Raw genomic sequence first — 12576 nt, forward strand, 5'->3', positions numbered from 1 at the left:
CTACCTTTCAGTGATTGGGGTCCGGCTGGCGCCGGCAAGCCCCGAGACGGTCGGGGGCGGCACGCCTTCGTGGAGCGCCTCCATGGCGCGCTGGCCGCGGCCGCCGAGAAAGTACTCGTGGATGAAGGGATGCGGGTAGGCGATGACGTCGCGCGCCGTGCCGGCGACGATCACGCGCTGGTCGGCCAGCACCGCGATGCGGGTGCTGAGGTCGAACAGCGTGTCCAGGTCGTGCGTGACCATCACCACCGTGAGCCCCAGCTCGCGATGCAGCCCGCGCAACAGGTCGCAGAAGCCGTCGGCGCTTTCGGGGTCCAGTCCGGCGGTGGGCTCGTCGAGCAGGAGCAGCGGCGGATCCATGATCAACGCGCGCGCCAGCGCCACCCGCTTGATCATGCCGCCCGACAGATCGGCCGGACTCTTGGTGGCCTGCTGCGGCTCGAGCCCGACCATCTGCAGCTTGACCAGTGCGGCGTCGCGGATCAGGTCGTCGGGCAGGAGCTTGAGTTCGCGCAGCGGGAACGCGACGTTGTCGAGCACGCTGAAGGCCGAGAACAGCGCGCCGTGCTGGAACAGCATGCCGACGTTGGCGGCGCCCGTGGCGCTGAGCCGGCCCGGCGGATGACCGAGCACCGAGACCTCGCCCTTCGAAGGCCGCTCGAGTCCCAGGATCTGGCGCAGCAGCACGGTCTTGCCGGTGCCCGAGCCGCCCACCAGCGACAGCACCTCGCCCTTGCGGATCGTGAGGTCGAGGTCGCGGTGCACCACCTGGTCGCCCTCGGGCGACTCGAAGACCGTCCACAGCTTGCGGATTTCGACCACGTTGGGTTTCTGGTCTTCGCTCATTGGACAACCTCCGCGCTGCGCGCTGCGGTATTCGCCTTGGGAGCGGCCCGGCGGCTCATGCCCGGAACCCCACGCCCTTGAAGAGCACTGCGAAGAGCGCGTCGACCAGGATCACGACCGTGATCGAGGCCACCACCGAAGAGGTGGTGCCGCGGCCGAGGCTTTCGGTGTTGGGCTTCACCTTCATGCCGTAATAGCAGCCGATCAGCGCGATCAGGACGCCGAACACGGCCGACTTGGACATCGCGAGCCAGATGTTGGTCATCGGCACCGCGCGCGGCAGCGCCGACAGGAAATAGGCCGGCGAGATGTCCAGCGTGAGATCGGCCGCGACCATGCCGCCGAACAGGGCGGCCGCCGAAGTCCACATGCTGATCAGCGGCATCGCGATGGCCAGCGCCAGCACCCGCGGCATCACGAGCCGGAAGCCATGCGGAATGCCCATCACGCGCATGGCGTCGAGCTCCTCGGTCACGCGCATGACGCCGATCTGCGCGGTGATGGCCGAGCCCGAACGGCCCGCGATCAGCACCGCCGCGAGCACCGGGCCGAGTTCGCGGATCAGCGACAGGCCGAGGATGTTGACGATGAAGGCTTCGCCGCCGTACTGGCGCAACTGCTGCGAGGTCAGGTAGGCCAGCACCACGCCGATCAGGAGGCCCACCAGCGCGGTAATGGGCAGCGCGGTGGCGCCGAAATGGTAGAGATGGCCGGAGAAGTCGCGCCAGGGCGCACGGTGCGGCGCGCGCAGCAGCGTTCCGAGGTCGAGCGTGAGCTGGCCGACGAGCGCCAGGAAATCGCGCGCCACCATCATGACGCGCACGCCGTTGTGGGCGAAATCGTGCAAATGCTCGGTCAGCGTCTTGCCGGGCTCCGCCGGCGCGCTGCAGGTGTACTGCGCCACCTGGTCCAGCACGGCCTTGTGCTGCGAGTCCATTTCGAGCCGCGCCGGCCAGGCTTGGCGCCAGTGGTTCCAGAGCAGCTGGGCGCCGATGTGGTCGAGCTGCTCGACGGGGCGCAGGTCCCAGGCCCGGTCGTCCTGCGGCGGCAGGGCTTCGAGATTCTTCTCCAGCGCCTCCCAGGTGCGCCGCGACGACATCGACAGCGCGGTCCAGCAGCCGCTGGCAACGGCCCAGGTGCCGCCCTCCCCGTCGCGTTGCTCGACGCGCGGACGCAAGCGGTCTGCGTTTTGCGCGTCGGCGGTCGGCAACGAAGCGATCGACATGGATGGAGCGGGCGGGGCGGTCTGCGCGATGGAGGACGCAACATCGTAACCGCGTGCGTCTGCAGCAGAACCGCCCGATCGGCGCCCGTTCGCGTAGGCCATCGGCGCAAGGCACGGGCGTTTGCCACAATCGACGGTTCGGTGCCGCATTGCAGCACCTCGTCACAAGAACGACCCGAGACAGACAAGGCGCGAATGAGCGACACCACCTTCGACTACATCGTCATCGGCGCCGGCACCGCCGGCGCGCTGATGGCCAATCGCCTCAGCGCCGACAAGCAATGCCGCGTGCTCCTGATCGAGGCCGGCCGCAAGGACGACTACCACTGGATCCACATTCCGGTCGGCTACCTCTACTGCATCGGCAATCCGCGCACCGACTGGCTCTACAGCACCGAGCCCGACGCCGGCCTCAACGGCCGCACGCTGCGCTATCCGCGCGGCAAGACGCTGGGCGGATCGTCTTCCATCAACGGCATGATCTACATGCGCGGCCAGTCGCGCGACTACGAGCAGTGGGCCGCGCTCACCGGCGACGACAGCTGGCGCTGGAACAACGTCCTGCCCGCCTTCAAGAAGCACGAGGACTACTACCTCGGCGCCGACGAGATGCACGGCGCCGGCGGCGAATGGCGCGTGGAGAAGCAGCGCTTGCGCTGGGACATCCTCGATGCCTTCGCGGAGGCCGCGGTGCAGGCCGGCGTGCCGCACAGCACCGATTTCAACCGCGGCAGCAACGAGGGCGTGGGCTATTTCCAGGTCAACCAGAAGAACGGCTGGCGCTGGAACACGGCCAAGGCCTTCCTGCGTCCCACTTGCTACGGCCGCCCCAACTTCGAGCTGTGGACCGGCGCGCAGGTCTCGCGCCTCGTGATCGAGACTGCGTCCGACGGCAGCCGGCGCTGCACCGGCGCCCAGGTGTGGGACGGCCACGAGATGGTGCTGGCGCATGCGACGCGCGAAGTGATCCTGTGCGCCGGCAGCATCGGCTCGCCGCAGATCCTGCAGCTCTCGGGCATCGGGCCGGCCGAGCTGCTGCGCCGGCATGGCATCGACATCGTGCTCGATGCGCCGGGCGTTGGCGCCAACCTGCAGGACCATCTGCAGATCCGCGCGGTCTACAAGATCAAGGACGCGCCCACGCTCAACGTGCTGGCCTCCACCTCCTGGGGCAAGGCGAAGATCGGCCTCGAATACGTATGGAAGCGCAGCGGCCCGATGAGCATGGCGCCCTCGCAGCTCGGCGCCTTCACGCGCAGCTCGCCCGAGCACGAATGGCCGAACCTCGAATACCACGTGCAGCCGCTCTCGCTCGATGCCTTCGGCGAGCCGCTGCACGCCTTTCCGGCCTTCACCGCCAGCGTCTGCAACCTGAACCCGACCAGCCGCGGCACGGTGCATATCAAGAGCCACCGATTCCAGGACGCGCCCGCGATCGCGCCGCACTACCTGAGCACCGACGAAGACCGCAAGGTGGCGGCCGATTCGCTGCGCGTGACCCGCCGCATCGCGGCCCAGCCGGCGCTCGCCAAGTACGCGCCCGAAGAATGGAGGCCGGGCCTTCAGTACCAGAGCGACGAGGAACTCGCGCGCCTGGCCGGCGACATCGCGACCACCATCTTCCATCCGGTCGGCACCACCAAGATGGGCGCCGACGGCGATCCGATGGCGGTGCTCGACTCGCGCCTGCGCGTGCGCGGCATCGACGGCCTGCGCGTGGTCGATGCCGGCGCGATGCCCACCATCACCAGCGGCAACACCAACAGCCCGACCTTGATGATGGCGGAGAAGGCGGCCGGCTGGATCCGCGAGTCGGCGCGCTGAGTTCAGCGTTCAATGGTCTTGTTCCAGCGCGCATTCCACGCGGGGCGGTTGGCATTGATGCTGTCCCAGTCGATGGTGACGGCGTTCTTCATCCACTTGTTGATCTCGGCCACCTGCGCTGCGCCCTCGCCCACCGCGGGCGCCTTGGGGTTGGTCGGGATCTGGCTGCCGAACTGAAGCACGTTGGCCTGCGCCAGCGGGCTCAACAGGAACTCGGCCAGCTTCTGCGCCAACTCGGGTTCGCTGTTGTTGGCGATCACGCACTGCCCCACCATCAGCACCACCGAGCCTTCCTTGGGCTGCGCGTACTCCACCGGGATGCCCTTGGTCTTCAAGGCGGCCACCGCGGTGGGCGTGAGCGGAAACAGCGCCGCCTCGCCGGTCTGCACCATCTCGGAAATCTTGGCCGAGCTCGGGATGTACTCGAGCACATTGGGGCCGATGGTCGTGGGCCAGGCCTTGAAGCCGGGCTCGACGTTCTTGTCGTTGCCGCCCTGGATGCGGTTGAACATCAGGAAGCCGTGCAGGCCGAAGGACGAGGAGGACATCGACTGGAACACCACCTTGCCCTTGAACTTCGGATCGGCCAGGTCCATCCACGAGGTGGGCGCGGCCCAGCCCTTCTCCGCGAACATCTTCTTGTTGTAGGCCAGCCCGGTCATGCCGAGGCTGACGCCGCTGGCCATGTCGTCCTTGAAACGGGCCGCCGGGTAGATGTCGTGCAGCGCTGCGCTCGGGCGCTGCTTCTGGCACAAGCCCATGCCGATCGCGCGCACCATGATGCCGTCGTCCAGGAACATCACGTGCATCTGCGGCCGGTCCTTGTTGGCTTGCGCCTTGGCCAGGATGTCCGACGAGGTCCCCGGCACCACCACCACCTTTACGTTGTTCGCCTTCTCGAAGGCCGGGAACACGTACTGCGTGTAGGCCTTCTCCATGGTGCCGCCGTTCATGCCGATGTACAGCGTCTTGGTCTGGGCGCCGGCCGTGCCGCTCGCGGCCAGCGCCGCGGCGGCGGCCACGGCGAGAAGGGCGCGGCGGATCGATGGGGTTTGGCAAGAACGGGACATGGTGGGGTTCCTTTGAGAGTGGGTGGAGGAAACTTCAATCAGCCGTTGCGGGCACGGCGGCTTCGACGGAAAGCAAGCGCTCGATGGCAAAGGGTTCGATGGGCGTGCTGCTGTGCCCGTCGCGCGCGAGCTCGGCCAGCACCTCGCCCACGGCCGGGCCGATCTGGAAGCCGGCGCCGGAAAAGCCGAAGCCGTGGATCAGGCCCGGCGTGGTCGCGCTCAAGCCCAGCACCGGCTGGCGGTCAGGCAGATAGCCCTCGGTGCCGCTCCAGGTGCGGATGAAGCTGGCGTGGCGCAGCGCAGGTAGCAGCTCGATCGCCTGCACCGCCAGCGCGGCGATGGCATCGCGGCCGGCACGCGCGCGGTCCGCATCCAGGGCCAAGCCGGCACCGCCGCCCAGCACCAGGTTGCCGCGCTTCACCTGGCGGCAATAGACGCCGCCGCCTTCGACGCCGAGGCTCCAGTCCATGAAGTAAGGCAGCGGCTCGGTCACCACCATCGTCGGATGGCCGGACCGCAGCGGCACGGTCTCGCCGAAGCGGGCGGCAACGGCACCGGCCCAGGCGCCGGCGCAGTTGAGCATCACCGGTGCGCGCACTTCCAGCGCGTTGCCCGAACGCAGCGTGAAGAGCTCGCCGTCGTGCGCCACCTCGTCGAGCGGGGTGCGCTCGAAAATTTGCGCGCCCGCGCGCTGCGCCGCACGTGCGAAGGCCGGCGACACCAGCCGGGGATTGGCTTGCCCGTCTTCCAGGCACAGCGAGCCGCCGAGCGCTCTCTCGCCCAGCCACGGGCAGCGCTCGCGCAGGCGCGCACCCGACAGCAGCTCGATGCCGAGGTCGAAATCGCGGCTCTGGTCGCGATAGCGCTCGAGCGCGGCGAGGTCGGCCTCGCTGCGCGCGATCTTGAAATGGCCGCTGCGACGGTACTCGCCGTCGGTGCCGATCAGTTCCGGCAGCCGGCCCCAGATGCGATGGGCGCGCTGCGCCAGCGGCAACTGGGAAAGCGGCCGGCCCTGGCGCCGCACGCCGCCGTAGTTCACGCCGCTGGAACGCGAGCCGCACAGGTCGCGCTCCAGCATCACCACCTGCAGCCCCATGCGCCGCAGCGCCAGCGCTGCGGAAGCGCCGACGATGCCGCCGCCGACGATGGCCACATCGGTCTTCAACATTTGCTTCATGCGGCCGCTCCTTCGGCCGGCGCGCTCGCCAGCTGGATCGGGATCGGCTTGATCGGCGCCTGCCCGCGCAGGCGGCCCACCTGCGCGAGCGGCTGGCCGCTCGCATGCGCGAGGATTTCGGCCGCCGCGGCGCCGCACATGCGGCCCTGGCAGCGGCCCATGCCGACGCGGGACAAGGCCTTCAGGCGGTTCATCTCGTCGGCGCCGCAGGTCCGCACGGTCTCGCGCAGCTCGCCGGCCGTGATGTTCTCGCAGCGGCACACCACCAGGTCGTCGGGCGCATGGGAGGCCCAGTCCTGCGGGAAGGGAAAGGCGCGCTCCAGGCCGCGGCGAAAACCGACGAGCTTGTCGAGCTTGCGCTCCAGTGCCTGTGCGCGGGCGGCGTCCACCTGCACCCCATGGTCAGCCAGGAGGGCCAGCGCGGCGCGCTCGCCGGCCCATTCGGCCGCATCGGCGCCCATGATGCCGGCGCCGTCGCCGGCCAGGTAGACGCCGGCCACGCTGGAGCGGCCGGCCGCATCGCGCTCGGGCAGATGCGCGCGCTGCATCGGCGCAAAGGCGAAGCGGCAGCCCAGCAGGTCGGCCAGCTGCGTCTCGGAGCGCAAGGCATAGCCGAAGCCGACGGCGTCGCATTCGAGGGTTTGGTCGCGCGTGCCGTCGTGCCAGGAGACGCCGCCGACGCGCGCATCGCCCAGCACCCGCAGCGGCCGGACGCCGCCCTGCAGCAGCACGCCGCGGGCGCGCAGCCAGGCCACGTAGTAGAGCCCCTTGAGGAACACGGCCGGCTGCGAAAGCATCGCGGGCACGGCCGCGAGCTGGTCGGCGAAGCGGGCCGTGTCGAGCACGGCCGCCACCTCGACGCCGGCCTTTGCGTACTGATAGGCCACCAGGTACAGCAGCGGGCCGGTGCCCATGAAGACCACGCGCTGTCCGATCGCGCAGCCCTGGAACTTCAGCGCCACCTGTGCGCCGCCGAGCGTGTAGACGCCGGGCAGCGTCCAGCCGGGCACAGGCAGCACGCGGTCGGTCGCGCCGGTTGCCACGATCAGCTGGCGGTAGGGCACGCTGCGCGTCGTGCGGCTGGGGCCGTGCAACACGTCGAGCAGGCCGCCCTGGGCGTTCCACACCAGGCTCTCGGGCCGGTAGTCGATGCGGTCCTGCAGCCCGTCCAGCGCGGCGTGCACGGCGGTGGCGCGCCCGGCTTCGAAGCCGTACAAGGTCGCGGCGGAGCGCTGAAAGTTCGCCGGCGGCCGACGGTAGATCTGGCCGCCGGCCCGGCCGGCTTCGTCGATCAGCACCGGCCGCTGGCCGTGCGCGACCAGCGCCTGGGCCGCGCGCACGCCGGCCGGGCCGGCGCCCACGACCACGGGTTGCAGCAAGGCCTCTGCCGTCATGCAGGCTCCCCGCCGGTGAGCAAGTCCATGCCGGGCTCGATGAAGGTGGAGCAGGCGCGCAGCCGGGCGCCATCGGCCGTCAGGATCCAGCAGTCCTGGCAGGCGCCCATCATGCAGAAGCCGGCGCGCGGCGCGCCGCTGAATTCGTTGCGGCGCAACTGCCCGCACTGGGTCAGCACGGCGGTCAGCACCGTGTCGCCGGCCAGGGCGCGAGCGGGCCGGCCGTCGAGCGTGAAGGCCACAAGGGCGCGACCGGACTCGGCCACGCGGTGCAGCAGAGGCTTGGCGAAACCGCTCATCGGCGCCCCACCAGCACGCGGTCCAGCCCGTAGACGCGGTCGAGCACCACCATGGCGCAGGCCGTCACGGCCACCATCAGCGCCGACACTGCGGCCATCAGCGGATCGATGGATTCGGTGGCGTACATGTACATGCGCACCGGCAGCGTCACCGTGCTGGGCGCGGTCACGAAGATCGACATGGTCACCTCGTCGAAGCTGTTGATGAAGGCCAGCAACCAGCCGCCCGTCACGCCCGGCAGGATCATCGGCAAGGTGATGCGCCTGAACATGGTGGCCTGGCTCGCGCCGAGCGAGAGCGCGGCCTGCTCGGCGCTGCGGTCGAAGCCGACCAGCGCGGCGATCACCAGGCGCAGCGTGTAGGGCGTGACGATCAGCGCATGCGCCAGCACCAGCCAGCCGAAGCTGCCGGTGCCGCCGACCAGCGCGAACAGGCGCAGCAGCGCCACCCCGAGCACCAGGTGCGGAATGATCAGCGGCGAGAGGAACAGGCCGTTGAGAAAGTCGCGCCCCGGGAAGTCGTATCGCGTGATCGCCATGCCGGCCGGCACCGCCAGCAAGGTCGCGAGCGTCGCCGAGGCGAGCGCTAGCCACAGGCTGTTCCAGAACGACTGCATGAAGTCGGGGTGCGCGAACACCGCTTCGAACCAGCGCAGCGAGAAGCGCGTGGTCGGAATGGTGAGCGTGTTCTCGGGCGTGAAGGCGACGATGCACACCACCAGCAGCGGCGCCAGCATGAAGGCGATGACCAGCGCGTTGAACGCGAGGGCGAGGGGGCCGTTCTTGCTCATCGCCCTACCCCAGCGCCTTCTTGTAGCGGCCTTCGACCAGCCGGTTGTAGCTCAGCATGACGACCAGGTTGGCCGCCAGCAGCGTCAGCGCGATGGCCGCGCCGAGCGGCCAGTTGAGCTCGTGCAGGTACTCGTCGTAGACCACGGTCGCCACCATCTTGAGGCGCCGCCCGCCGAGCAGGCCCGGAATGGCGAAGGAACTGGCCGACAGGCCGAACACGATCAGGCTGCCCGACAGCACGCCCGGCATGACCTGCGGCAGCACGACGCGGCGCAGCGTGGTGAAGTGCGAGGCCTTGAGCGACAGCGCGGCGTTCTCGACGCCCGGGTCCAGCTTCTGCAGCGAGGTCCAGACCGGGATCACCATGAAAGGCAGCATCACGTGCACCAGCGCGATCACGACCGCGGTCTCGGTGTAGAGCATCTTCACCGGGCCGAGGCCGATCATTCGCAGCGTGCCGTTGACCAGGCCCTCGGGCCCGAGCAGCATGCTCCAGCCGAAGGCCCGCACCACCACCGACACCAGCAGCGGCGCCAGCACCACCAGCAGCAGCACCGAGCGCCACGGGTTGCGCATGCGGCTCAGCACATAGGCCTCGGGCGTGCCGACGAGCACGCAGATCAGCGCCACCAGCCCGGAGATCCAGAAGGTGCGCCAGAAGATGCCGTGGTAGTAGGCGTCGGTGAAGACGTGGGTGTAATGCTCCAGCGTGAACTCGCCGGCCCGGGGCCCCGTGGCCGGGTCGTAGACGTTGAAGGACAGCACCGCGGTCAGCACCAGCGGCACCAGCAGCAGCGCGGCGAACAGCAGCAGCGCCGGCCCGGACAGCCACCAGGGCGATGCCTTCTTCATGCGGCCACCCGTTCGGCAGCCGCGCTCTCTTCGGCGGGCAGCAGGCGCGTGCAGTGGTCGGGCCAGGCGATGCCGGCCGCGTGGCCTTCGTCCAGCGCCGGCCGGCCGTCGTTGGGCGACAGCACCATCAGCTCGCCGACCGGCGTCGTCACCGCGTAGAGCCACTGGCTGCCGAGGAAGAAGCGCTCGCGCACCATGCCGTCGAAGCGGCCGCGGCCCGCGTCCACCAGCTGCAGTTTTTCCGGCCGCACGCTGAGCAGCACCTGTGCGCCGGCCTGGAAGCCGGCGTCGTCCACGTCGACAGCGAGCGGCCCCAGGTCGACGCGGCTGCGAGTCCCGTTTGCCACCACGCAGCCGGCCAGCAGGTTGGCCTTGCCCACGAAGGTGGAGATGAAGCGCGTGCGCGGATGTTCGTAGACCCGGTGCGGATGGTCGATCTGCGTCGCGCAGCCGCCTTCCATCACGACCACGCGGTCGCTGATCGACATCGCCTCGCTCTGATCGTGCGTGACCATCACCGTGGTGGTGCCCACCTTGCGCTGGATCTGGCGCAGCTCGAACTGCATCTCCTCGCGCAGCTTGGCGTCGAGGTTGGACAGCGGCTCGTCCAGCAGCAGCACCGGCGGCTCGATCACCAGGGCGCGGGCCAGGGCCACGCGCTGGCGCTGGCCGCCCGAGAGCTCGCGCGGATAGCGGGTGGCATGCGCCTCCAGGTGCACCAGGGCCAGCGCCTGCGCCACGCGCTCGCGCCGCTCGGCCTTCGGCATCTTGCGCATCTCGAGGCCGAAGCTCACGTTGTCGGCCACCGTCATGTGGGGAAACAGCGCATAGGTCTGAAACACGATGCCCAGGCCGCGCGTGTTGGCCTTGACGTGCGTGATGTCGCGCCCGGCCAGTTCGATGCGGCCGCTGCTCACGGCCTCGAAGCCCGCCACCATCTGCAGCGTGGTGGTCTTGCCGCAGCCCGAGGGTCCCAGCAGCGAAACGAATTCGCCTTTCTCCACCGACAAGCTCATGGCCGACACCGCGCAGGTGCTGCCGTAGAACTTGGTCAGCTCGGTGAGCTTGAGAAATGACATGAAGAGGCCTTTCGTGGGGCGCACCCCGATGGGGCGGCAACTGAAGTCTTTCGTCGGAGTCGATTCACTCTATTGCAACGAACGCGCCAAGCCACACAGGGTATTTCACTAATCAGAATCTTTTTTTTATTTATTCCGATCAATGGAATTTATGGCGTAGACTGGCCCGACCACATTCCACCCTACGCAGGCATGAGCACCCATCCCCCTTCCACCAGCGGAGTGCCGCGCGTCTTCGCCGTGATCCGGGCCCTCGCCGCGGTGCAGGCGGAGGGCGGCCGCGTGACCCAGATCGCACGTGCCGTGGGCCTGACTCAGGCCACCACGCACCGATTGCTGCAATCGCTGGTGGCCGAGGGCATGGTCGAGCAGGACGCGCGCAGCAAGCTGTACCGCCTCGGCATCGACTTCTTCGCGCTGGCCGCCAATGCGGGCAACCCCGGGGACCTGCGCACGCTGTGCCGCCCCGTACTGCTGCGCCTGTGCGCCAGCCTGGGCGACAGCATCTTTCTGCTGGCGCGCAGCGGCTTCGATGCGGTGTGCCTGGACCGCAGCGAGGGGCCGTTCCCGATCCGCTCCTTCACCGGCGACGTCGGCGGGCGCATCGCGCTGGGCGTGGGCCAGGGCGCGCTCGCGATCCTGGCATTCCTGCCCGAGGCCGAGCGCGAGGAGGTGATCCGATTCAACCTGTCGCGCGTGCGCGAGTACGGCGTGTACGACGAGGTTTATCTGCGAACCGAGATCGAGCGCGTGCGCCAGGCCGGCTACGCGGGCCGCAGCACCGGCCTGCTCGAAGGCATGGCCGGCGTGGCCGTGCCCATCTGCGACCGTGAGGGCCGCGCCGTGGCCGCATTGAGCGTGGGCACCATCGCCGACCGGCTCAACGCCGACCGCATGCCGACCGTGGTGGAGCTGCTCAGGCGCGAGGCCGCAGCCATCGGCCCGAAGATCAATCCCTTCGACGCGACGCTGCGCCGGCCTTCGCAGAGCCTGGCGAGCTCGCCGGCCGCGCAGCGGATCGAGCTGCCCGCGGGGCCGGGGCCGGCGTGAGGGCCGCGGCCCGGCTCTGGGCCACGATCCAGTCGCGGAAGGCCAGCAGCAGGGGCGCCTGGGCGCGCGACTCGGGGTAGACGAGGTAGTAGGCGTCCGAGCTGGTCAGCGCCTGCGGGAACAGCACCACCAGCGCGCCGGAGGCGATCTCGGCCTCGACCAGAAAGCTCGGCAGCAGCGCCGCGCCCAGCCCTGACACTGCTGCCTGGGCGATCATCGCGAACTGCTCGAAGCGCGGCCCGCGCAGCGCCTGCGCCGCGCTGCCGCCGGTTTGCTCGAACCACTCGGCCCACTGGGTCGGCCGCGTGCTCTGCTGCAGCAGCACGACCGAGGCCAGGTCCTGCATCCGGTGAATGCCGTGCTGCTGCTGATAAGCCGGACTGCAGACGGGCACCACCTCTTCCTGCATCAGGTACTCGCAGGCGGCACCCGCCCAGTGCGGGGCGCCGAAATGAATGGCCGCGTCGAAAGGCTCCTGCGCGAAATCGAAGGGCTCCGAGCGGGCCGCGAAGTTCACCGTGACCTCCGGATGGCGCGCCGCGAAATCGGGCAGGCGCGGAATCAGCCAGCGCGTACCCAGCGTGGGCAGCACCGCCAGGTTGAGCAACCCGCCGCCGCCGGAGAGCGCCATGACCTTCTGCGTGGCGCCGGAGAACTGCTGCAGCGCGCTGCGCACGTCCGCGGCGTAGACCCGGCCCGCGTCGGTCAGCACCACGCGCTGGCGCACGCGATGGAACAGGGCCACGCCCAGCTGGGCTTCGAGCTGGCGGATCTGGCGCGACACCGCGCTCTGCGTCAGGTGCAGCTCGCCGGCCGCGCGCGAGACGCTGGCATGGCGCGCCGCCGCCTCGAAGGCCAGCAGGTCCGCGATCGGCGGCAGGAAGGTCTTGCGAAGCGTGGTCATGCGGCGAAGGAATGATCTGGCGGAAGGCTAGCGTAATCGCGCTGGGCGGAGTTCATTCCTTCCG

General features: G+C 69.5%; 12 protein-coding genes. 2 read left to right on the plus strand and 10 right to left on the minus strand.

The annotated features are described in order from the left end of the window. Positions 1–846, minus strand: coding sequence for an ABC transporter ATP-binding protein (locus AC3A6B_RS17685; protein WP_487837976.1), 846 nt, complete (start codon positions 844–846; stop codon positions 1–3). A gap of 55 nt (positions 847–901) precedes the next feature. After that, positions 902–2071, minus strand: coding sequence for an MlaE family ABC transporter permease (locus AC3A6B_RS17690; protein WP_487837977.1), 1170 nt, complete (start codon positions 2069–2071; stop codon positions 902–904). Between the two features lie 195 nt (positions 2072–2266). Here AC3A6B_RS17690 and AC3A6B_RS17695 point away from each other — a divergent pair, with 195 nt between their 5' ends. Then, the gene (locus AC3A6B_RS17695; protein ID WP_487837978.1) at positions 2267–3895 is read left to right on the plus strand and encodes a GMC family oxidoreductase; all 1629 of its coding nucleotides are present in this window, start codon (positions 2267–2269) and stop codon (positions 3893–3895) included. 2 nt (positions 3896–3897) lie between these two features. Here AC3A6B_RS17695 and AC3A6B_RS17700 read toward each other — a convergent pair whose 3' ends face one another. The 7 genes from AC3A6B_RS17700 to AC3A6B_RS17730 are packed head-to-tail and all read right to left on the minus strand — an operon-like array spanning position 3898 to position 10558. Then, a complete protein-coding gene (locus AC3A6B_RS17700) occupies positions 3898–4965 on the minus strand; it encodes an ABC transporter substrate-binding protein (protein ID WP_487837979.1) in 1068 nt (355 codons plus the stop codon). 34 nt (positions 4966–4999) lie between these two features. Next, positions 5000–6142: an NAD(P)/FAD-dependent oxidoreductase gene (locus AC3A6B_RS17705; protein WP_487837980.1), complete on the minus strand. Its 1143-nt coding sequence runs from the start codon at positions 6140–6142 to the stop codon at positions 5000–5002. Continuing rightward, positions 6139–7536 (minus strand): FAD/NAD(P)-dependent oxidoreductase, encoded by a 1398-nt coding sequence (locus tag AC3A6B_RS17710; RefSeq protein ID WP_487837981.1) that lies wholly within the window; start codon positions 7534–7536, stop codon positions 6139–6141. Before AC3A6B_RS17710 ends, AC3A6B_RS17705 begins: the two co-directional genes overlap by 4 nt. Next, the gene (locus AC3A6B_RS17715; RefSeq protein ID WP_487837982.1) at positions 7533–7835 is read right to left on the minus strand and encodes a (2Fe-2S)-binding protein; all 303 of its coding nucleotides are present in this window, start codon (positions 7833–7835) and stop codon (positions 7533–7535) included. Before AC3A6B_RS17715 ends, AC3A6B_RS17710 begins: the two co-directional genes overlap by 4 nt. Beyond that, a complete protein-coding gene (locus AC3A6B_RS17720; protein WP_487837983.1) occupies positions 7832–8626 on the minus strand; it encodes an ABC transporter permease in 795 nt (264 codons plus the stop codon). The genes AC3A6B_RS17715 and AC3A6B_RS17720 overlap by 4 nt, the downstream gene beginning before the upstream one ends. A gap of 4 nt (positions 8627–8630) precedes the next feature. Continuing rightward, positions 8631–9479 carry an ABC transporter permease gene (locus AC3A6B_RS17725; RefSeq protein WP_093104227.1) on the minus strand — a complete coding sequence of 283 codons (849 nt, stop codon included), beginning with the start codon at positions 9477–9479 and terminating at the stop codon, positions 8631–8633. Further along, positions 9476–10558 (minus strand): ABC transporter ATP-binding protein, encoded by a 1083-nt coding sequence (locus AC3A6B_RS17730; protein WP_487837984.1) that lies wholly within the window; start codon positions 10556–10558, stop codon positions 9476–9478. Before AC3A6B_RS17730 ends, AC3A6B_RS17725 begins: the two co-directional genes overlap by 4 nt. Before the next feature lie 192 nt (positions 10559–10750). Here AC3A6B_RS17730 and AC3A6B_RS17735 point away from each other — a divergent pair, with 192 nt between their 5' ends. Continuing rightward, on the plus strand, positions 10751–11608 hold the full coding sequence (locus tag AC3A6B_RS17735) for an IclR family transcriptional regulator (protein WP_487837985.1): 858 nt from the start codon (positions 10751–10753) through the stop codon (positions 11606–11608). Here the strand turns inward: AC3A6B_RS17735 and AC3A6B_RS17740 are convergent. Further along, entirely contained in the window at positions 11508–12512 is a 1005-nt protein-coding gene (locus AC3A6B_RS17740) for a LysR family transcriptional regulator (RefSeq protein WP_487837986.1), read from the minus strand. The two genes, AC3A6B_RS17735 and AC3A6B_RS17740, sit on opposite strands and share 101 nt — an antisense overlap. Positions 12513–12576: the final 64 nt, after the last annotated feature.

The sequence above is a fragment of the Variovorax sp. Soil_C_33 genome, from assembly GCF_057656935.1.

Coding starts and splice junctions, on each gene's coding strand:
- AC3A6B_RS17720 (WP_487837983.1), bottom strand. CDS start 8,626: ATGAGCAAGAACGGCCCCCTCGCCCTCGCGTTCAACGCGCTGGTCATC.
- AC3A6B_RS17705 (WP_487837980.1), bottom strand. CDS start 6,142: ATGAAGCAAATGTTGAAGACCGATGTGGCCATCGTCGGCGGCGGCATC.
- AC3A6B_RS17685 (WP_487837976.1), bottom strand. CDS start 846: ATGAGCGAAGACCAGAAACCCAACGTGGTCGAAATCCGCAAGCTGTGG.
- AC3A6B_RS17700 (WP_487837979.1), bottom strand. CDS start 4,965: ATGTCCCGTTCTTGCCAAACCCCATCGATCCGCCGCGCCCTTCTCGCC.
- AC3A6B_RS17715 (WP_487837982.1), bottom strand. CDS start 7,835: ATGAGCGGTTTCGCCAAGCCTCTGCTGCACCGCGTGGCCGAGTCCGGT.
- AC3A6B_RS17710 (WP_487837981.1), bottom strand. CDS start 7,536: ATGACGGCAGAGGCCTTGCTGCAACCCGTGGTCGTGGGCGCCGGCCCG.
- AC3A6B_RS17725 (WP_093104227.1), bottom strand. CDS start 9,479: ATGAAGAAGGCATCGCCCTGGTGGCTGTCCGGGCCGGCGCTGCTGCTG.
- AC3A6B_RS17730 (WP_487837984.1), bottom strand. CDS start 10,558: ATGTCATTTCTCAAGCTCACCGAGCTGACCAAGTTCTACGGCAGCACC.
- AC3A6B_RS17690 (WP_487837977.1), bottom strand. CDS start 2,071: ATGTCGATCGCTTCGTTGCCGACCGCCGACGCGCAAAACGCAGACCGC.
- AC3A6B_RS17695 (WP_487837978.1), top strand. CDS start 2,267: ATGAGCGACACCACCTTCGACTACATCGTCATCGGCGCCGGCACCGCC.
- AC3A6B_RS17740 (WP_487837986.1), bottom strand. CDS start 12,512: ATGACCACGCTTCGCAAGACCTTCCTGCCGCCGATCGCGGACCTGCTG.
- AC3A6B_RS17735 (WP_487837985.1), top strand. CDS start 10,751: ATGAGCACCCATCCCCCTTCCACCAGCGGAGTGCCGCGCGTCTTCGCC.